This window comes from Antrihabitans stalagmiti (assembly GCF_016482825.1).
Taxonomy (GTDB): domain Bacteria; phylum Actinomycetota; class Actinomycetes; order Mycobacteriales; family Mycobacteriaceae; genus Antrihabitans; species Antrihabitans stalagmiti.
Window position 1 is genome coordinate 259,646 of sequence record NZ_JAEMNV010000004.1, and the last position, 23,474, is coordinate 283,119.

Below are 23,474 nucleotides of genomic sequence, written 5' to 3' on the forward strand. Positions count from 1 at the left end.
ATCGCGAAGATTACTGAAGACTTCGCGCGAGCCAATCTTCTCCGATCGCAAACAATGGATTTGGAGCGAGGTATTCGTAGCCGAATTACGTCCGGATGAGTGACTATTTCGATCGTTATGAAGCCGTTATGAACGGCCCTCGATGGTGACGCACGAACAATGCTGACAAGGCAACTGACGCGCAAGCGATGCGCACTCTCGGACTGTGCTCCGGTAAATCGAAGAATGCGAAAGGTTGTGAGACATCCAGGGTTGCCATGGCAACGAATGTGACAAGAGAAGACCCTGCGGGCATAGGTCGGAGCTGACAGGGATCGATTGCCAACACTGAATAGGGGGAGTTCGTTGACTACTGGACGTGCGCCCATCCCGTCGGATGCGTTCCCACTGTCGTCCGCGCAGCGCCGCATGTGGTTCGCGCAGCAGCTCGCCCCTGAGGTACCCATCTGCATCGCTCAGTACGTCGACCTGTACGGCGATTTGGACTTCGAGCGGCTCCGTCGGATCACGTTCGAGGTCGCTCACGAGTTCGGGTCGCCCTTCCTGCGGGTGGTCGAGGTCGACGGCGAGCCGTACCAATACGTGGACCATGACGCGAAGGATCGGATCCTCCTCCACGACTTCCGTGACGAAGCAGATCCGATGGCAGCAGCACGGAAGTGGATCGACGACGACTACCTGAAGCCCGTCGACTTCGAGCGTGACCTCCTCATTCTGAATACGGTTCTCCGCGTCGGCGAGCGCCACTACCTCTGGTACAGCCGGATTCACCACATCGCACTCGACGGCTTCGGTGCGGTGACGATGCTGAACAGAATCGCGGGCCAGTACACCGCCGAGGTCGAGCAGACCGAGCTCAAGGTTGCACCCGCAGCCGACCTCCGCACGCTGTACGACCTGGACCTGGAGTACCGCTCGTCGAGTCGTTTCGAGAAGGACAGGGCCTACTGGGCGGGCCGGGTCGAGGGGCTCGAAGACGGTTCGACGCTTGCCCGACGAGTCGGCGAGCCGACCGCACACGTGAGTTTGGAAAGTGCGGCGTTGCCCGACGACGTCGTAACCCGACTCGAATCCAGCGACTCGTCCGCCGCCGTCGTTGTCGCCGCCTTCGCCACCTACCTGTCGAGGTTGACGGGTAAGCAGAGTGTGCTGATCAACCTGCCGGTGCTTGCCCGCGGAACCGCGCTGCTGCGACGCTCCGGCGGAATGCTCGTCAACATGGCTCCGCTGAACATCAGCGTCGAGCCGGGCGACACCGTTGCCGAATTGGTCGCACGCGTGCAGCTCGAGCTGACCGGTGCACTACGGCATCAGAAATGCAGCCTCGAAGACATTCGCCGCGACGCCGGCGTCCGTATCGGTGAGCGCCGTTTCACCGGGCCGATGATCAACGTGATGCTTTTCCATCAAGAGGTGCGACTCGGCGACGTCGTCGGCGAGTACAACATCGTCACCTCGGGACCCGTCGACGACCTGCTTGTCAACGTCTACCAAAGTGGTACCCCCTCCAAGACGTTCATCGACTTTCGTGCCAACCCCAATTCCTACGACGATGACGAGCTGCGTACGCATCACCGTGCATTCGTCGAGTTGTTCCACGAATTTGTCGAAGCGGATACCGCTACGTCCCTGGCAACGATCCATCGCGCGACCGCCGAGACCGGGGACCTGCTTCGGCGGGACAACGATCGCCTCGCCTTCTGGAGGCGCGAACTCGCCGGTGCTCCGGAGTTGCTGGAGCTGCCCGCAGACAGGGCGCGACCGGTCAGCCAGTCGCACGACATCGGCTACACCGACGCCGACGTTCCCGGCAAGGTCGGCTACGCCTTGTCCCGACTCGCAGACGACTGCGAGACAACGGTTTCCGCAGTAGTTCGCGCGGCACTCGCGCTGCTGCTGGCACGGTTGTCGGGAACATCCGACATCGCCATTGCACTGCGCCCGAACGAACCGTCGTCGAACCCGGTGGTGTCACGGACGCTGATCGAGGCGGCGGAACCCTTCTCCGATTTGCTGGGCCGAGTCGATGCCGCGGGAGCAGTCGCCGCGGCACACGGCGGAGTGCCGGTCGACGATCTGCTCACCGAACTCGGCGTCGCGCGTAACGAAGCTTTCGCGCCCTTCGCACAGGTGTTGCTCGAGGTGTTCGACGACGCAGGAGTCGAGCCGGTCGAGCATCGAGACCACTTCGATCTGCAGGTGGCCGTGTTCGAGAGCCGTTGCGCGCACTGCAGTGCAGAAAGCCTGAAGGTGCAGGCGCGGTACGCAACCGACCTGTTCGACGAGACGACGGTCAGCGCGCTGGTGCAGCGGTTGGTTCGAGTTCTCGGTGTCGTGACGTCGCAGCCCAAGGTCGCCGTCGGCGACATTGCGGTAGTGACCATCGAAGAGTCGGAGGCGCTCGTCCCCGCTTACCGCCCCGCAGTGGAGTCGGAATTCCTGCCGACGATCCTCTCTGCTGCAGCCCGCTTGATTCCGGAATCGATCGCAATCGAGTACGGCGATCGCACGGTGTCCTACAGCAAGCTCGACGAGTGGTCCTCGCGTCTGGCGCGCGTCCTGATCGCAGCCGGAATCGGACCGGAAACATATGTGGCGCTGGCACTTCCGCGCTCGATCGAATCGGTTGTCGCGGTCTGGGCGGTCGCCAAGTCGGGTGCCGCCTTCGTCCCTGTCGATCCGAACTATCCACGCACGCGCATCGACTACATGATCGAAGACTGTGGTGCCGCAGTCGGTCTGACGGTCTCGCGGCACGTCGCCGCGCTCCCGACGTCGACGAAGTGGCTGTTGCTCGACGATCCACAGGTCGCGGACGGCATGGCCAACGGGCCTGTGACGGACGCGGAACGCTGCCGACCGCTGCGACTCGAAAATCCTGCCTATCTGATCTACACCTCGGGCTCGACAGGATTGCCCAAGGGCGTTGCCACTGCACACGCGTCGATCGCGAACATCGTTGCCGAACAGCGTGTCCGAGTTCATCCGACCGGTATGTCACGGGTTTCCGCGTTTTCGTCGACGAGTTTCGACGCCAGCATCTTCGAGCAGTTGCTCGCGTTCGGCAGCGGCTCCCGGCTCGTCATCATTCCGCCCTCGGTATACGGCGGCGACGAACTGCGAAACGTGTTGCGGACCAAGCGAGTAACCCACGCCTTCTTCCCACCGGCAGCATTGGGTTCCCTCGATCCCGCTGGGCTCGAAGCGCTCGAAGTGATCACCGTCGCAGGCGAGGCGTGCCCGCCGGAACTTGCAGCACGTTGGGCGCCCGGCCGCCGGCTGTACAACGCGTACGGTCCGACCGAGACGACCATTGTGGTCAACATCAGCGACCCGCTGGTCGAAGGCGAGACGATCAATATCGGCTCGATTCTGCCGGGTGTTCGCGAAGTTGTGTTGGACGACAAGTTGCGGCCAGTTCCCGTCGGCGCGGTCGGCGAGTTGTACATCGCAGGTCGCGGAGTCGCCCGTGGCTACCACGGCCGTGCAGGGCTGACCGCGACGCGATTTATGGCAGATCCGTACGGTGAGCCGGGCGATCGTATGTATCGCACAGGCGATCTTGTTCGTTGGATCGGTCCGGTGTCGGCGCCCAAGATCGAATACGTCGGCCGCTCCGACTTCCAGGTGAAGATTCGCGGATTCCGCATCGAACTCGGCGAGATCGATGCAGCGTTGACGGCACATCCCGCGGTGTCGTTCGCCGTCACGGCCGGCCACGCTGCGCCGTCGGGTGAGACTGTGCTCGTTGCGTACGTCGTTGCCGAAAACGGTGCGACGATCGCCTCGGACGGGCTCAAAGCCTTTGCAGGTGAACGGCTCCCGTCCTACATGGTTCCGCAGACGATCATCGTGCTCGACAAGATTCCGCTGACGCCTGTCGGAAAACTCGATCGCGCAGCGTTGCCAACCCCCGACTTCACTGCGAACGCCGACACGTATCGCGAGCCGACCACGGCAGCCGAACAGGTTGTCGTCGAGATCTTCGCCGAACTTCTCGGCCTGGAGCGGGTCGGCGTGGACGACGGCTTCTTCGACCTCGGTGGCAACTCGTTGGTCGCGTCGCGGGTGATCGCGCGCATCAACGCTGCGCTCGGCACCAACGCCGGTGTGCGCGAACTGTTCGACGCGCCGACCGCGGCCTTGCTCGCCGATCGGGTGCAGCAGTCGAGCGGTCCGGCGCGTCCGGTGCTTCTTGCCCGCGAACACACCGACCGGGTAGCGGTCTCGGCTGCGCAGCAACGTATGTGGCTGGTCAACCAGATGGATCCGACAGCGGCGACCTACAACATTGCGATGTCGATCCGGTTGACGGGCGCGTTGGATATCGATGCCTTGTCTGCTGCCGTTGCCGACGTCGTCGAGCGGCACGAGTCCCTCCGCACCATCTACCCAGGCACCGACGACGGACCGATCGCACACATCCTCGGCGCCGGCGCCTTCAGTTTCGACACGCAGGTCGCCCCCGCGACCGAGGCGGACCTGCCGGTGCGCCTGAACGAATTCGCTTCCGCCGGTTTCGATGTGAGCCGTGAACTGCCGATGCGGACCGCCGTGTTCGCTCTCGCCGCCGACGTTCACGTCGTCGCGTTCGTCGTTCATCACATCGCAGCAGACGGTGCGTCGATGGCGCCGCTGGCACGCGATGTGATGACCTCCTACATCGCGCGCAGCCACGGTGACAACGCGCAATGGTCCGCCCTGCCGGTCCAGTACGCCGATTACGCGCTCTGGCAACAGGAACTGCTCGGCGACCCCACGGACGCGGACAGCGTTGCCAGGACCCAGCTCGACTACTGGACGACCGCGCTTGCCGAGGTGCCTGAGGTTTCGGCACTCCCGACGGATCGGCCACGTCTGCCCGGACGATCGGCTCGCGGTGACGTCGTCCGCTTCGCGATACCCGCCGAATTGCGGGGCACATTGAGCGATCTCGCGCGTCGACACGATGCGACGCTGTTCATGGTGTTGCATGCGGCGCTCGCCGTGGTTCTCGGTCGCCTGTCAGGTGCCCGCGACATCACCGTCGGCACTCCGGTGGCGGGCCGCGGCGACGGATTGCTCGACGACCTAGTCGGCATGTTCGTCAACACCGTCGTGCTGCGGACCGTACTCGACCCGACGGCCTCTTTCGACGATCTCGTCCGCCGGGCTCGCGAGGTCGATCTCAACGCCTTCAGCAACGCCGATCTGCCGTTCGATGTGCTCGTCAATGCTGTTCGGCCGCAACGAACTCCGACCCACACACCGCTGTTCCAGGTGATGCTCGCCTACCAGAACAACACGGCGGCGCATTTGGAACTCCCGGGTCTCACCATCGACGTCGACGAGGTCGACACCGGTACAAGCAAATTCGACCTGCACCTGATGTTGACGGAGGACCCGGAGCAGACGGGGGAGCCGATCGATGCGGTTCTCACCTATGCGACGGACATCTTCGACGAGAGCACAGTTACTGCGTTCGCGCAGCGTTATCTGGCAGTTCTCGGCGACGTGGCGTCGTCAGCCGCAACGCCGATCGGCGACCTGGAGATCCTCGGCAGCACCGAGTTGGCGTTGCTCGCCACGTGGAATGCGACAACCGTCGAGGTTGCCGACGAGATGTTGCTCGATCGGTTCGCAGCGCAGGCCGCGCTGACCCCAGACGCCGTAGCGCTCGAATTCGGTGATCGCACAATGACCTACGCGGAATTCTCCGCCGAGGTCAACGCGCTCGCTCGACACCTGATCGGTGTCGGCATCGGACCGGAATCGATCGTCGGACTGGCGATGCGCCGCTCGGTCGACCTGGTCGTAGGAATGTATGCAGTCGTTGCCTCGGGCGCGGCCTACCTGCCTATCGATCTGGATCATCCAGCCGAGCGCACCGACTATGTCATCGACAGTGCACGTCCGGCGGCCGTGCTGACAACCGCCGCCGAGCGCTCCGAATTAGCTCTCGCGGCACCGGTTTTCGTCATCGATTCACTCGACCTCACCGCCTACGCAACGACGCCGATCGAGCAGCGGGAGCGCACGGCGACCCTCGGGCCGGACAACACGGCGTACGTCATCTACACCTCCGGTTCGACAGGACGTCCGAAGGGCGTTGCCGTCACACATCGGGCCATCGTCAACCGGCTGCGGTGGATGCAGGCCGAATACGGACTGACCGAATCCGATGCAGTGCTGCAGAAGACGCCGTCCACGTTCGACGTATCGGTGTGGGAGTTCTTCTGGCCCTTGCAGATCGGTGCACGCCTTGTCGTCGCCGCACCGGACGGCCATCGTGATCCCGCCTACCTCGCCGACATCATCGGTCGTCGCGCGATCACCGTCGCACACTTCGTCCCGTCGTTGCTCGCCGTGTTCACAGCAGCTGCGGACCGCGATCGGTGCGCGCCGTTGCGAATGGTGTTCTGCAGCGGCGAAGCGCTGCCCGCTCCGACGGCCACCGCCTTCCTCGCTCTGTCCTCGGCTCAGCTGCACAACCTGTACGGACCCACCGAGGCGGCTGTCGACGTCACCTACTGGGAATGTGTCGACACCGACGAGACGACCGTGCCGATCGGTGCACCGGTCTGGAATACGCAACTGCACGTGCTGGATTCGCGGCTGCGGCTCGTCCCGCCCGGAGCGGTCGGCGAACTGTATCTTGCCGGATCACAATTGGCCCGCGGCTATGTCGGAAGGGGTGGACTGACGGCCGACAGGTTCGTCGCGTCGCCCTTCGAATCCGGCGCCCGGATGTACCGGACCGGCGACCTGGTGGCATGGCGCGCCGACGGGAACCTCACCTACCTCGGTCGCTCCGACTTCCAGGTGAAGCTGCGTGGTCTACGGATCGAACTCGGCGAGATAGAGCAAGCGCTGCTGGAAGATTCGTCGGTTGCTCAGGCCGCCGTTGTCCTCAAGCACTCCGACACTCTTGGTGACGTGCTGGTCGGCTACGTCGTTGCAGCCTCGGCTGCAGGCGTCGACACGATGGGACTGTCCGCCAGGATTGCCCGTCGCCTGCCCGCCTACATGGTGCCGACGCAACTTGCGGTCCTCGACGAGTTCCCGTTGAGCGCGAACGGAAAGCTCGACCGCAACCGGCTACCGATGCCTGAATTCGTCTTGCCGGTAACCGATTACGTCGCACCCCGCACCGCTGCAGAGGCGGTCGTGGCCGGCGTGTTCGCCGACATGCTCGGTGTCGAGCGCGTCGGCATCGACGACAATTTCTTCGCACTCGGCGGCAATTCACTTGTCGCCATGCGGATGGCTGCGCGAATCGGGGCTGCTCTCGATACCGAGGTCGCTGTCCGCGAGTTGTTCGATGCGCCGACCGTTGCGCAGCTTGTCGAGTTGCTCGATTCGACCGCCGCAGACAAGGCAGGCCGTCCGCAGATCGTCGCCGCGTCGCGTGACGGTGAGCTGCCGCTGTCACCCGCTCAGCAGCGGATGTGGTTCATCAATCAGTTCGACACGAACTCGTCGGCATACAACCTGGCGTTCTCGCTCCGGCTCACCGGCGCCCTCGACATCGATGCACTGCAAGCCGCCAGCGCCGATGTGGTCGCACGGCACGAGTCACTGCGGACCCGCTACCCACTCGGAGCAGGCGGACCTGTCCAGGTGATCGAGCAGGCTGTCGAACTTCCGCTCGAAACCATCGAGATCGCCGACGACGCAGAGCTGACCGACCGGATCCAGCAGGTGGTCGCCGCGGGATTCGACGTCGCAACCGAAGTCCCGATCCGGACCCGACTCTTCCGTCTCGGCACCGCCGATCACGTCCTGACCGTTGTCGTGCAGCACATTTCGGCAGACGGCTTCTCGATGGCGCCGCTGGCACGTGATTTCATGGTCGCCTACCAGCACCGCGTCGGTGGCACCGCACCCGATTGGGCACCGCTCGAGTTCCAGTACGCGGACTACGCACTGTGGCAACGCGACGTGCTCGGCGCAGAGAGTGATCCGAACTCGCTCGCGGGGCGGCAACGCGAATACTGGGAGACGACTCTCGCGGGTGTGCCCGACTTGCTCGAACTCCCGACCGACCGCCCGCGGCCTGCGCAGCGCTCCGGAGCAGGCGCTGTCGTCGACTTCGAGATTGCACCTGAGCTCCATGCAGCGCTGATGCGTCTTGCCCGAGACAACGGTTCGTCGATGTTCATGGTCGTCCATGCGGCCCTTGCGATCGTCGCCTCCCGACTGTCCGGCAGCGACGACATCGTGATCGGTACGCCGGTCGCCGGCCGCGGTATCCGCGAAGTCGACGACGTCGTCGGGATGTTCGTCAACACCCTGGCGCTGCGAACCGCCGTGCGAGACGACGAACGCTTTGCCGACCTGCTGCGCAGCGTGCGGTCCACCGACCTGGCGGCCTTCGCCAACTCGGACGTGCCGTTCGAGCGGGTCGTCGAATTGCTCGATCCGGTGCGCTCGGCTGCGTTCACGCCGCTGTTCCAGATCATGTTGGAGTTCCGCGACATCCCGCGTCCCGACGTGGAACTGCCCGGGCTGTCGGTAGCACTTGTCGAAGCAGATGCCGCGTTGGCACATTTCGACCTGATGTTGTCGTTGTCCGAAACGTTCGACGCAGACGGAACGGCTGCAGGGGTGCGTGGCGGGATCCGCTATGCGACAGATCTGTTCGACGCCGCGACGGCGCAGACCTTCGCCGAGCGCTTCGTCCGCGTGCTCGAGGCAATCACCGCCGACTCGGCAGCCGTTGTCGGCGATATTCCCATCGCCTCGACCTCCGAGCTGGCCGAGTTCGCGCCCGCTTACGGACTTCCGAGTCTTCGGGCAAAGTTGTGGCCCGAGATCATGGCCGGCGCCGTTGCCATGCGCGGCAGCGCAATCGCGATTCGAAGCAATGGCCGATCGCTGACTTACGACGAGATCGATGCCTGGTCCAACCGGCTCGCGCGTGTGCTGATCGCGCGCAATGTCGGACCTGAGTCGTTCGTCGCGCTGGCGATCACACGCTCGGTCGAGTCGGTCGCCACTGTCTGGGCCGTCGCGAAAGCGGGCGCCGCGTTCGTTCCGGTCGACCCGAACTATCCCATCGAGCGAATCACCTACATGCTCGACGATTGTGCTGCCACGCTTGGCATTACAACGGGCAACCAGATCGGCAAGGTCGCGGCTGCGCAGATCCCGTGGCTGCAACTCGACTCCGAGGAAGCTCGCGACGACATCGCAGCACAGTCGGCTGCACCGATCACCAATGTTGATCGCACGGCACCACTGCGCATCGAACACCCCGCCTACGTCATCTACACCTCCGGTTCGACGGGTCGGCCGAAGGGTGTCGTCGTCACGCACACCGGGCTCGCGAACCTCACTTCCGAAGTGCGTGAACACTTCTCGATCACACCGGCATCCAACGTCTCGCACCTCGCATCGCCGAGCTTCGACGCATCGGTCTTCGAGCAGACGATCGCGTTCTCCGGTGGAGCCACCCTCGTCATCGTTCCGCCTGAGGTCTACGGCGGAGCCGAACTCGCACGGCTGCTCGTCGCGGAGGATGTGACGCACACGTTCATCACGCCGTCCGCCCTTGCCTCCATCGATCCTGCTGACCTGGTCTCGCTGAACACGATCGTCGTAGCAGGCGAGGCATCTCCGCCGGAATTGATCGCGCGCTGGGCACCGGGTCGCCTGGTGTTCAACGGCTACGGTCCGTCCGAAGCGACCATTGCATCCAGCATCAGTGCTCCGCTGCAGCCGCACGGCGTGATCGACATCGGCAGCCCCGCAACGGGTTTCCGGCAGGTTGTGCTCGATGCGCGGTTGCGTCCAGTTCCGGTCGGCGTCGTCGGCGAACTGTACGTCGCAGGCCCGGGCCTTGCCCGCGGCTACCACGGTCGCAGCGCGCTGACCGCTGCCAGGTTCGTCGCAGATCCGTTCGGCGAGCCGGGGCAACGCCTCTACCGCACCGGCGACCTCGGTCGCTGGACCCATAGTGGCGTTGTCGAATACGTCGGTCGCAGTGACTTCCAGGTGAAGGTCCGTGGGTTCCGTATCGAACTCGGCGAGATCGATGCGGCGTTGTCGCAGTCCGACGATGTATCGTTTGCAGTCACCCTGGGCCACGAAGCGCCGTCGGGGGAGACCGTGCTCGTCTCCTACGTTGTGCCGGAAGCCGGCCGTGCCATCGATGTCAGTGCGCTGAAAGATGCTGTGGCACAGCTACTGCCGTCGTACATGGTGCCTTCGGTCATCACCGTGCTGGCAGCTGTGCCGCTGACGCCGGTTGGCAAGCTCGATCGCTCGGCCTTGCCGGTACCCGACTTCGCCGCTGCCGTCGACAGCTACCGGGAACCGGCGACCGCTGCCGAGACGATCGTCGCGCAGATCTTTGCCGACCTGCTCGGCGTCGAGCGTGTCGGTGCCGACGACAGCTTCTTCGAACGCGGTGGGAACTCCCTTCTCGCGACTCGAGTTGTGGCGCGAGTCAACGCAGCACTCGGATCCGCAATCGGCGTCAAGACGCTGTTCGACACCCCGACCGTCGCAGCGATCGCAGCTCGGGCGCAGGAACGTGACGGTGCCGCAACGCGTCCCGCCCTGCAGACGCGCGAGCGCACGGCCGCCGGCCCGCTGTCCTGGGCGCAGCAGCGGATGTGGTTCGTCAACCAATTCGACACGGCCTCATCGGCGTACAACATCCCGCTTGCGATTCGCATCACCGGCACGCTCGACGTCGAAGCATTGCGCGCGGCAATGTCCGACGTCGTCGGCCGCCACGAAGCACTGCGCACGATCTATCCGAGCGGTGCAGACGGTCCCGTAGCGCAGGTGTTGGACGCGTCCGTCGAGTTCGTTGTCGAGACTCGCTCGGTTGCCGAGAACGACGTCGTTGCAGAGGTAACGCGTTTCGTCGCAGCAGGCTTCGATGTCACCACGCAGCTACCGGTTCGCTTCGGCCTCTTCCAGATCGGCGAGAACGACCATGTCGTGGCTGTCGCCGTCCACCACATCGCGGCGGACGGTGCCTCGATGGCGCCGCTGGCCCGCGACGTTGTGACCGCTTACGCGGCGCGTTCCAACGCCGTCGCCCCCACGTGGGAGCCACTCGCGGTTCAGTATGCCGATTACGCACTGTGGCAACGAGAATTGCTCGGCGACGCCTCGGACCCGACCAGCCTGGCAGCAGCGCAAGCGAACTTCTGGACCGACGCACTCGCCGAGCTGCCGGAGTCCCTCGCGCTGCCGACCGACCGCCCGCGGCCGGCCCGTCCGTCGCTGCACGGCGATGTGATCCGGTTCGCGCTCACGCCCGCACAGCACGCCGGTCTCGTCGACCTCGCTCGCAGCCACGACGCCACCATCTTCATGGCGGTACACGCGGCACTGTCGGTACTTCTTGCCCGACTGTCGAATACGGCCGACATCGCCATCGGAACGCCGGTCGCCGGTCGCGGCGAGGAAGCATTGGACGATCTGGTCGGAATGTTCGTCAACACGATCGTGCTGCGGACCCGACCCGACGCCGGACTCACCTTCGCCGAACACCTCCGGCGGACGCGAGAATTCGACGTCGCGGCATTCGGAAACACCGATCTTCCGTTCGAGTCTCTTGTGGACACGCTCGCCCCGGCGCGTGCGACCGACCGTTCGCCACTCTTCGGTGTCCTGCTCGAATTCGGAAATCATGGTGGGGCGCAGTTCGAACTCGACGGCCTCGGTATCGAGGCTTTCGAGCCGAGTCTCGCGGTTGCGAAGTTCGATCTGCAGTTGTCGATCAGCGAGCGGTCAGGCGGTGGACTGGACGCTGCATTCACCTACGCCACCGACCTGTTCGATCACGCAACGGTGCAATCCTTCGCCGACCGCCTCGCGATGATCGTGAACCAGGTTGTTGCAGAGCCGAATACGACCCTCGGCGACATCGACCTACTGACCGCTGCCGAGCAGCAGACGATTCTGACCGAGTGGAATCACGTCGGCGCGGACGTCGAGGCTGTGACGTTGGTCGACCTGTTCGATCGCTCGGCCGCGCTACGCCCGACCGCGGTTGCCGTTACCGCAGGCGATCGCACCCTGACCTACGCCGAACTGTCGGGGCGGGCAAATCAGCTCGCCCGACTGCTGATCGCCCGCGGTGCGGGCCCGGAAACGCTTGTCGCCGTTGCGCTGCCGCGCTCGGCCGAACTCGTCGTCGCATTGCTCGCCGTACTGAAGTCCGGCGCGGGCTACCTCCCCGTCGACGTGACCTACCCGGCAGACCGTTTGGCGTTTATGTTCGCCGACGCCGCGCCTGTCTGCGTGCTGACGATGGACAGCGAATCCGCGGGGGTGCCCGACACCGAGGTTCCCGTCGTTTCGCTGGATTCGGCATCGATCGTTGAGCAGATCGACAGCTTCTCGACCGCGCCGATCACCGACGTCGAACGTCGGGCCGTTCTTCGGCCCGACGCGACCGCGTACGTCATCTACACGTCCGGCTCCACCGGACGCCCGAAGGGCGTCCTGGTCCCGCACGCCAATGTCGTTACGCTGCTCACCAATACGGCCGTGCAACTCGCCTTCGACGAGCGTGACGTCTGGACGATGTTCCACTCCTACGCGTTCGACTTCTCCGTGTGGGAACTGTGGGGACCGCTCGCCTACGGCGGCAGGCTCGTCGTCGTCGACTACCACACGGCACGGTCGCCGGAGGCCTTCCTCGAGCTGCTGCGGCACGAGCAGGTCACCGTCCTCAACCAGACGCCGACGGCGTTCTACCAGCTGGCAGCCGTCGAAACCGCAGGCGCGCAAACGGTATTGCCGCTGCGCCTTGTCATCTTCGGTGGGGAGGCACTCGACCTCGCCCAGCTCGAACGGTGGTACACCCACCACTCCGACAACGCGCCGCTACTCGTCAACATGTACGGAATCACCGAGACAACCGTGCATGTGACGGCGCTCGAACTCGACCGCGAGTTCGCGCGCAACGCATCGGCAAGCGTTATCGGACAGGCCATCCCGGGGCTGAGCACCTACATCCTCGACGACCGCATGCGGCCTGCGCCGATCGGCGTGACCGGCGATCTGTACGTCGCAGGCGCGCAGCTTGCGCGCGGCTACCTCGGCCGTACCGACCTGACGAGTAGCCGGTTCGTCGCGAACCCGTTCGGCACCAACGGCGAGCGGATGTATCGAACGGGCGACCTCGCCCGCTGGAACCGTGACGGCCTGCTGGAATACCTGGGCCGCAGCGACTTCCAGGTCCAACTACGCGGGTTCAGAATCGAACTCGGCGAAATCGAAGCGGCGCTCACCCGGTTCTCCGGGGTTGCACGCGCCGTTGTGAAGCACCACGTAGCCGACGGGCGTACCCCCGAGCGCCTTGTCGGCTACGTGGTCCCACAATCGGACTCGTCGGTCGACAACGTGTCCATAAATATCGAAGAGGCGCTCGAATTCGTCGGCCAGCAATTGGCCGCCTACATGGTTCCGGCGACACTGCTGGTCCTCGACGAGTTGCCGGTCACCTCGACGGGCAAACTCGATCGAAAGGCGTTGCCGAATCCCGACTTCAGCAGCAGGTCGGTCGCGTCACGCACGCCGGCCAACCAGCTCGAGCAGACGCTCGCGCAACTGTTCGCCGAGGTGCTCGGACTCGAGTCCGTCGGCGTCGACGATTCGTTCTTCGCCCTCGGTGGCGACAGCATCATGTCGATTCAGCTCGTCTCGCGTGCCAAGGTAGCCGGTGTGCAGTTCGCACCGCGTGACGTCTTCGAACGTAAGACGGTCGCTCGCCTTGCCACCGTCGCGCAGTTCGGCTCCAGCGCAGCGCCTGTCCTCGAAGAGCTCGCTGGCGGTGGCGTCGGTGACCTGCCGTCGACCCCGATCGTGCGCTGGATGCACAACCGTGGCGGCACCTTCGACCGCTACTCCCAGGCAGCGCTGCTGACCCTCCCGGTCGGCATCGACGCGAACAATCTGATCGGAGCCGTCGCTGCCGTCGTCGATCACCACGACATGTTGCGATCGCGCCTATTCGAAGGTGCGCTGTCCGTCGGTGAGGTCGGCAGCATCGATGCAGCGGACATCGTGCGTCGCGTCGCCGTCGAATCTGTCGCCGATTCCGACGAGTTCTTCGCCTTCGCCGGCTCCGAACTCGACGCCGCAGCGGATCGTCTCGATCCGCCGTCGGGAATCGTGTTGCAGCTGGTGTGGTTCGATGCCGCCCGCGGTGCAGGTCGATTGCTCATCGTCGCCCATCACATCGCGATCGACGGTGTGTCGTGGCGAATCCTCGTACCGGACCTCGCTACCGCGTGGGCGCAACTGAGCCAAGGAGCCGAACCGCAACTTGCTCCCGTCGGTACGTCGATGCGCCGCTGGGCGCACGGCCTCCTCGACGAAGCGCCGAAGCGTCGTGGCGAACTCGCACACTGGGTGCGGACACTCTCGGTCGACGAGCAGCCGATCGGATGGCGTGCGCTCGACCCGAGCATCGACGTCAACGCGACCGTGCAGACAGTCTCCGTCGCATTGCCCGCAGACGTCACCGACCTCGTGTCCAGCAGCTTGCCCGCAGCGTTCCACGGCTCGATCAACGACGGTCTCGTCGCTGGTCTTGCTCTGGCACTGACGAAGTGGTGGCGCAGTCGCGGCTCCGACATCAGTTCCGAGCTGATCAGTCTCGAAGGTCACGGACGTGAAGAGTCCGCTGTCGACGGCGCCGACCTCGCCAGGACGATCGGGTGGTTCACCACGATCTTCCCGGTCCGGCTCGATGTTGCGGCGCTCGATGTCGACGACGCATTACGCGGCGGTCCCTCGGCCGGTGCGCTGGTGAAGGCCGTCAAGGAACACCTGGCTGCGATTCCCGATCACGGCATCGGGTTCGGGATGCTCGCGTACCTCGACCCCGAGAGCGCGGCGGTGCTCGCCGAGCTGCCGACCCCACAGATCAGCTTCAACTACCTCGGACGCTTCACCTCCGCGGTGGAATCGGCTCCCGAGTTCGGTTGGTTGCCGGTCGAAGGTTTCGATCGCGGCAGCGCGTCCAATCCCGAGATGCCAGCGGCGGCAGCACTCGATATCAATGCCGTCACGCGCGACACCGAACGCGGCGCCGAACTGCACGCAAGCTGGTCGTTCCCATCCGGCGTGCTCGCAGCCGAGGACGTGGAAGAGCTTGCAGCACTGTGGGTAACGGCGATGACAGCACTCGCACGTCATGCGGCACAACCTGATTCGGGTGGCCTGACCCCGTCCGACCTGCAACTCGTGCACCTCGATCAGGCCGCGATCGAACGCCTGGAGGAGCGTTATCCGACGCTCGAATCGGTCTGGTCGACGTCACCGCTGCAGTCCGGGCTGCTGTTCCACTCCCTGCTGAGCGCCGACGATCTGTCCAACCCCGCCTACATGGTTCAGCTTCGGCTCGAACTACGCGGCACGGTCGACGCAGACCGGATGCGACGTGCGGGGCAAACCCTGCTCGATCGGCATGCGAATCTGCGGACGGCATTTGTTGCCGACGAGGCGGGCCACCACCTGCAGGTTGTCGTCGGCCAGGCGGAATTGCCGTGGCGTGCGGTCGATCTGTCGACCGTTGCCGAGTCCGAACGGGCAGCGGCATTGCAATCGGCGCTCGCGGCCGACGCCACCGCCGGCTTCGATACGACGGCGGCACCGCTGCTTCGGATGTGCCTGTACACGTTGGGTGACGGCGAGTTCACGCTGTCGATCACCAATCACCACATCCTGCTCGACGGCTGGTCGATGCCGCTGCTGATCAAAGAACTGATCGTGCTCTACGCGACGGACAGCGTCACCACCGAGTTGCCGAGCCCACGCTCCTACAGCGAGTACCTCGCGTGGCTGGGTGCCCAAGACGCCGACGAGGCTCGTGCGCGGTGGACCAAGGCGTTGCACGGCACCGAGGATCCGACTCTGCTTGCTGGCGTCGTTGCTGCCGAAAGTAGCGCGCCGTCACAGGATCTCGTCCTCGACCTCGGTTCCGACCTCACGACCGAACTGCAGCGAATCGCCGCGGATCGCGGCATCACGCTCAACACGATGATCCAGACCGCGTGGGGAATCGTGTTGGGAGCGTTGACGTCACGTCGCGACGTCGTGTTCGGCACCACGGTGTCGGGTCGGCCGCCGCAGCTGGCGGGCATCGAATCGATGATCGGCTTGTTCATCAACACGATTCCGGTCCGGATCACCCTCGACCCGTCGGAGAGTCTCGGCCGGATGCTCGACCGCATCGCAGGCGAGCAGGCGGGACTTCTCGACTGCCACCACGTCGGTCTCACCGAGATCCAGCAGGCAGTCGGGTTGGGCGCTTCGTTCGACACGCTGAGTGTGTTCGAGTCGTACCCGGTCGACGCGGCCGGTATGTCGGACGACACCGATATCGCAGGTATGCGCATCGTCGACGTGGCGGGCACGGACGCCGCGCACTACCCGCTCAGTGTCGTCGCGTACCTCGACGACGAGTTGCACCTGAAGATGAAGTACCTGCCCGACCTCTTCGAGGCCAACGCCGTCGAGGCGATTGCGGCGCGGGTGCAGCGAGTGCTCACGGCGATGGTTGCCAACCAGGACCTGCCGCTGGTTCGGCTGTCGGTGCTGTCCGACAACGAAACTCAGTTGCTGGCACCGGTTCGCGGTGCGGCGGGTGGAACCGTTCGGACGCTGCCGCAACTGTTGTCCGATACCGCGGCGGCAGTGCCGGATTCGATTGCGATCCGCTACAACGGACGGTCGGTCACCTACCGTGAACTCGACGCCGAATCGAACCGCATTGCTCGGGTTCTGATCGACGAGGGTGTGGGTCCGGAAACATTTGTCGCGGTTGCGTTGTCGAGGTCCATCGACTCGATCACCTCGATCTGGGCGGTGGCAAAGGCGGGCGCAGCGTTCGTTCCGGTCGATCCGAACTACCCGACCGACCGCGTCGACTTCATGCTCGCCGACTCCGGCGCAACAGTCGGACTCACCACACGGACCTTCGTCTACGGCCTGCCCGGCGGCATGCCGGACGATCCGGGGACCGTCCGGTGGCTCGTCCTCGACGAGGCAGGTACCAAACGCCGAATCGTCGGCAAGCCGGCCGGCCCGATCTCGGATACGGACCGTACGCTTCCGGTGCATCTCGCGAACCCGGCCTACCTGATCTACACGTCCGGCTCGACCGGCAAGCCGAAAGGCGTTGTCACAACCCATGCGAGCTTGGAGAACTTCGCTCTCGATCAGATCGGCCGCTTCGATCTGACGGCGGCGGCTCGGGTTTCGCACTTCTCGTCGCCGAGCTTCGATGCGTCGATCTTCGAGTACCTGCTCGCCTTCTCGTCCGGTGCCGCGCTTGTGATCGTCCCTCCGTCGATCTACGGTGGCGACGAACTTGCCGAACTGTTTGCAGCAGAGGGTGTTACCCACTGCTTCGCAACCCCGGCCGCATTGTCCTCGGTGCATCCGCACGGCCTCGACGCGCTGCAGTACCTCCTCGTCGGTGGTGAAGCGGTGTCGCGTGAGCTGACGAGCATCTGGGCGCCGGGGCGCAATTTCGTCAACGTGTACGGACCGACCGAGACGACGATCGCTGCAACGATGAGCACGCCGTTGGCAGTCGACGGACCGGTGACGATCGGCTCGCCGATCAGCGGTGCGAGCGCAGTCGTCCTCGACGCGCAACTTCGGCCGGTTCCGGTCGGCGTCGCGGGCGAGTTGTATCTCGCGGGTATCGGTTTGGCGCGGGGCTACCATGACCGCCGTGGTATGTCGGCGTCGCGCTTCGTCGCCGATCCATATGGTGCGCCCGGCACCCGGATGTACCGCACCGGCGACCTGGTTCGTTGGGCCACAGACGATTCCGGTCGCCTGACCATCGACTACATCGGTCGCTCCGACTTCCAGGTCAAGGTCCGTGGCTTCCGTATCGAACTCGGCGAGATCGACACGCAGCTGATGAACCATCCCGACGTCTACTTCGCCGTGACTGTCGGCCACAGGGCACCGTCCGGTGAGACCGTTCTCGCTTCCTACGTTCTGGAAGCCGAAGGCTCCACCATCGACACCAGGGAACTACGCGACCACCTTGCGAAGCAGGTTCCCGCCCATATGGTTCCATCGTGGATCGCCGTGCTCGACGAGGTGCCGCTGACGCCGGTGGGCAAGCTGGACCGGCGTGCACTGCCGATCCCGGACTTCTCGCGCGACGGCGTCGACTACTGCGCGCCGGAGACGAACCTCGAAGTCGCTGTCGCCGCGGTGTTCGCAGACGTTCTCGGCCTCGACAAGGTGAGCATCGACGACAGCTTCTTCGACATCGGCGGCAACTCCCTCGTTGCGACGCGGGTGATCTCGCGCCTCAACGCCGAGTTGGGCATCAGCGTCGGCGTGCGCGCGGTGTTCGAGGCTCCGACAGTCCGACGCCTTGCCGAAAGAGTTTCCAGCGAAACCACATCGACAATCTCGCGCGCAGCTCTCGTGCGGCAGGAACGACCGGACATCATCCCCGTCTCGGTACCGCAGCAGCGGATGTGGTTCATCAACCAGTTCGACCCGACCTCGGCCGCCTACAACATCCCGATGGCAATCAGGCTGTCCGGCAAACTGGATCGGTCCGCGCTGGTCGCGGCGGTCCGCGACGTTATCGAGCGGCACGAAATCCTGCGCACGGTCTTCCCCGACACCGCTGCAGGTCCGAGTCAGCAGATTCTCGACACCGATCAGGTGGTCGTCGATCTCAACCGCATTGCTGTCGACGAGTCCGAATTGCTCGGCAGGATAACGGCCTTGGTCAGCCTCGGCTTCGACGTGACACGTGACGTGCCCGTCCGCGCCGGGTTGTTCGCCCTCGGCGAGGACGAGCACATCGTCGCCTTTGCCGTTCACCACATCGCGGCAGACGGTGCGTCGATGGCACCGTTGGCGCGCGACATCGTCAGCGCCTACGTCGCCCGCTCGGCGGGAACGGCACCGCAATGGTCCCCGTTGGCAGTGCAGTACGCCGACTACTCACTATGGCAACGCCAGATCCTCGGATCCGAAACCGATGCCGCCAGCCTCGTGTCGACCCAACTCGACTACTGGCGTACCCAGCTGGCAGGCGCGCCGGATGTTCTTGCGCTTCCGACCGATCGCCCGCGTCCGGTGCAACAGTCGTTCGCCGGCAGCGTCGTTCGATTCGAGATCGACGCCGACCTGCATCGTGCGCTCACGTCGCTTTCGCGTCACAACGACGCGACCATGTTCATGACGTGCCATGCGGCGCTCGCCGTACTGCTCGCGAGACTGTCTGGGGCGCAGGACATCTCGATCGGCACACCGATTGCAGGCCGAGGTGAACGCGAACTCGACGACCTCGTCGGCATGTTCGTGAACACGCTGGTTCTGCGCACCCGGATCGACTCGTCGGCGACCTTCGCCGACCTGCTTGCCTCCCATCGGGAGACGGACCTGACAGCGTTCACCAACGCCGACGTTCCGTTCGAACGGCTTGTCGACGTGTTGCAACCGACACGCTCGACTGCGTACTCGCCGCTGTTCCAGGTGTCGATCGAATTCCAGAACAACGAACGCCCGCACCTCGAGCTTCCCGGCCTGCGCGTCGAGGGTCTCGACCTCGCACCGTCGGTCAGCAACTTCGACCTCGAGCTGATCCTTGCGGAGTCGACAGGCGACGACGGTGGCCCCGGCGGTATCGAGGCGGCGTTCACCTTTGCGACCGACCTGTTCGACGCGCAGACCGTGACGGCGTTCGCCGAACGTTTCGTCAGGATCCTCACCGCGGCCACGGAGGCAGCGACGTTGCCGGTCGGCGACATCGACCTCATGACAAGTGCCGAAGTAGCCGAACTTGTTCCTGCGCAGGGCAACCTGTCGGTGCAGCCGCGCCTGTGGCCCGAGATTCTCGCCGGTGCGGCCGCAACCAGCCGTCGTGCAGTCGCCTTGCGGTGCGAAGGCCGCTCGGTGTCCTATCGCGAACTCGACGAATGGTCCAACCGGCTGGCGCGAGTCCTCATCGCGGCAGGCGTCGGGCCGGAATCGGTTGTCGCGCTGGCATTGCCGCGATCGATCGAATCGGTGTCGGCAGTCTGGGCTGTCGCCAAGACCGGTGCCGCGTTCGTTCCCGTCGACCCGACCTACCCGGCCGATCGCATCACCTACATGCTCGGCGATTGCAGGTCCGCAATCGGTCTGACCACCGCGGCCGTTCGCGATGGACTTCCCGATTCCGTGGCATGGACTGTCCTGGACGACCCGAAAATCGAAGCGCAACTGCGGAATACCTCGTCGGCCACGCTGCGGGACGCCGAGCGGACCGCGACTCTTCGCCTCGAGCACCCGGCCTACGTCATCTACACATCGGGCTCGACGGGTCGGCCGAAGGGTGTCGTCGTCACCCATGCCGGTCTTGCCAATCTGGCCGAAGAGGAGCGGATGGCGCTGGCGCTCACGCCCGAATCGGTTGTCTCGCATCATGCTTCGCCGAGCTTCGACGCGGCGGTGTTCGAGCAGATCATGGCATTCTGCGCCGGCGCGACGCTCGTGATCGTGCCGCCGACCATTTACGGCGGCGACGATCTCGCAGACCTGGTGGCTCGTGAGCACGTCACGCACATGTTCATCACACCGACCGTCCTCGCAACGTTGGATCCGTCGGACATCGGAGCGGTCGAGACACTGCTGGTCGCAGGCGAAGCGTGCCCACGCGAACTCGTCGACCGCTGGTCGCCGACGACACGCATGATCAACGCCTACGGACCGACCGAGTCGACCATCATGGCGACCCTGTCGCAGCCGATGACCAGCGACGGCGCGATCACGATCGGCCGCCCGTCGCGCGGCTTCCATGTCGCAGTCCTCGACACGCGCCTTCAGCCGGTACCGGTCGGAGTTGCAGGCGAGCTGTACGTCGCAGGACCAGGCTTGGCCCGCGGCTATCACGACCGGCCAGCCTTGACGTCGTCGCGCTTCGTCGCCGACCCGTTCGGTTTGCCAGGTGCGCGGATGTACGCAACCGGGGACGTCGTGCGCTGGATCGCAACACCGACCGGCACCGAGATCGAGTACGTCGGCCGGTCGGACTTCCAGCTCAAGGTCCGCGGCTTCCGGATCGAGGTCGCGGAGATCGACACCGTCCTGAGCAGCCACGCGAGCGTCTCGTTCGCGACGACACTCGGCCACACGGCGCCGTCCGGCGAGACTGTCCTCGTGTCCTACGTCCTGCTCGACGGCGACGAGGACACGACGTCGGAGCTGCGGGAGTTCGCCGCCGAGCGGTTGCCGTCGTACATGGTGCCGACCGCGGTCGTCGCCATCGACGAGGTGCCGCTGACTCCGGTCGGTAAGTTGGACACCCGCGCATTGCCTGCACCCGACCTCACCTCGACGACGCACGAATATCGCGCGCCGTCGAACGAGATGGAGACCGCGATCGTCGAGGTCTTCGCGGAGTTCCTCGGCATCGACCGCGTCGGCGTCGACGACAACTTCTTCGACATCGGTGGTACGTCGATCATGGCGACGAAGGTGCTCCCCGCCCTGCGGGACCGCCTGAACAGACAGATTCCGCTGCAGGCGATCTTCGTCCAGTCGACCGCAGCCGATCTCGCGACGCATCTGGCGGCCACCAGCGACACGACCGATTCGATCGACGAGGCGCTGCGGGTGCTCGTGCAACTGAAGACGGGCGGCACGAAACCCGCGCTCTTCTGCGTACATCCTGCGGTCGGGCTGTCGTGGGGCTACGCGCGACTCGCCCATCAACTAGGCGACGATCGCCCGGTCTACGGTCTGCAGTTGCCTGCGTTGAGCGGCGAACCGAAGTTCGAGTCGATCCCGGATCTTGCCCGCAGGTACGTCGAAGAAGTTCGCGCCGTGCAGCCGCAGGGCCCGTATCACCTGCTCGGCTGGTCGCTCGGTGGAGCGATCGCGCACGAGATGGCCGTCGAACTGCGGGCCGCCGGCGAGGAAGTTCAGACGTTGGCACTGATGGACAGTCATCTCGCAGGGCCGGACGGGTTCGACGAGACCGAGCGCCCCGGGTTGAGCTTGAAGGAGATGGTGCGCCACCTCGGCGTCGAGCTCAACGGCTACAGCGGCGTTGCCGAGCTGACCTTCGAGCAGGCGATCGAACTCATCGACGAGTCACTCGGTCATCAGACGGGTCTCACACCGACGCATCTGAAGCGGATCAACGCCGGTTTCGAGAACGTCGCCTCCTTGATGAACGACTTCACACCCGACGTGTTCGACGGTGACGCGCTGTTCTTCACCGCGGCCAACTCGTCGCGGGGTTCGGAGTTGGTCGGGGAGTGGGACAGGGCGGTCGGCGGACAGATCGTCGAGCACGCCGTCGATTGTGAGCACCACGAAATGATCGCCGGCGAAGCGGTCGACGTAATCAGTGAGGTGTTGCAGAGCTACATCGAGAGGTAATTCGATTACGTCGACGCCGATAGGGCAAGAAGGCTAGGAGAAGGCGAGCAGTCATTCGACTGTTCGCCTTCGGTCGTGTGTAAAACAATGGTTGCAATATTCAGTGCACACAAAAACCCCGATATCCGCTGGAGTCGAATATCGGGGCGCTTGTGGGGTTGTTTATTTGACGAGCGTGAATTGCATGATGTCGAAATAGCCGTCGCGGAACATCGTCGCGCAGCCCGACAGATACTTGATGTACCGATCGAATACCTCTTGCGAGGCAATCTCCACGGCGTCGTCGTGACGGTCGATCAGGTTCTGGGTCCAGATTTCGAGAGTCTGTGCGTAGTGCAGCTGCAACGGATGGATTCGCTCCACGCGGAAGCCGACCGCTTCTGCTCCGGTCCGGACCCACGGCGGCTCGGGGAGCTGACCACCGGGGAAGATTTCGTCGATCAGAAACTTGCAGAAGGAGAGGTAGTTCCGGTCTACCTTCAAGCCCATGTCGCGCAGTTGATGCCGGTGGTATCCGACGATCGTGTGCAGCAGCATCCTGCCGTCGGCGGGGAGCAGATCGTGGCACAGGTTGAAGAAGGCGTCGTAGCGTTCCCTGCGGAAATGCTCGAACGCGCCGATGCTCACGATGCGATCGACGGGTCCGCCGTCGTACTCTTCCCAGCCCTGCAAACGGACCTCGGCAGAGCGATTGCCAGGCAGTTTGTCGAACAGACCCTGCACGTAATCGTGCTGGTTCCGCGACAGCGTCAAACCGATGACGTTGACGTCGTACTTCTCGATGGCGCGCATCATCGTGCCGCCCCAGCCGCAGCCGACGTCGAGCAGTGTCATACCCGGACGAAGATCGCACTTCGCAAGTGCAAGATCAACTTTGGCGACTTGAGCCTGCTCCAGCGTCATGCCTTCGTGTTCGAAGTAGGCACAGCTGTAGGTGCGGGTCTTGTCGAGAAACAGCCCAAAGAAGTCGTCCGAGAGGTCGTAATGGGCTTGCACATCCGTATAGAACGGTGCCAGATCCGTCATCTTCGAGTCCCTCCGCCATGTTCGGTGGGTGCTCGAAAGTGCTACCCACAGACATTATTCGGAGCGGACGACCGGGCGGA

Annotated in this window: 2 protein-coding genes; one reads left to right on the forward strand and one right to left on the reverse strand. The window is 64.5% G+C overall.

Going from position 1 to position 23,474, the window contains the following annotated elements:
- Positions 1-345 precede the first annotated feature (345 nt).
- The gene (locus JGU71_RS14245; RefSeq protein WP_267908409.1) at positions 346-22,368 is read left to right on the forward strand and encodes a non-ribosomal peptide synthetase; all 22,023 of its coding nucleotides are present in this window, start codon (positions 346-348) and stop codon (positions 22,366-22,368) included.
- 162 nt (positions 22,369-22,530) lie between these two features.
- Here the strand turns inward: JGU71_RS14245 and JGU71_RS14250 are convergent, their stop codons facing one another.
- A complete protein-coding gene (locus tag JGU71_RS14250; protein WP_199704813.1) occupies positions 22,531-23,394 on the reverse strand; it encodes a cyclopropane mycolic acid synthase family methyltransferase in 864 nt (287 codons plus the stop codon).
- Between the last annotated feature and the right edge of the window lie 80 nt (positions 23,395-23,474).

Excerpts from the sequence above, each read along its gene's own strand:
- JGU71_RS14250 (WP_199704813.1), bottom strand. The coding sequence starts at position 23,394 with ATGACGGATCTGGCACCGTTCTATACGGATGTGCAAGCCCATTACGAC.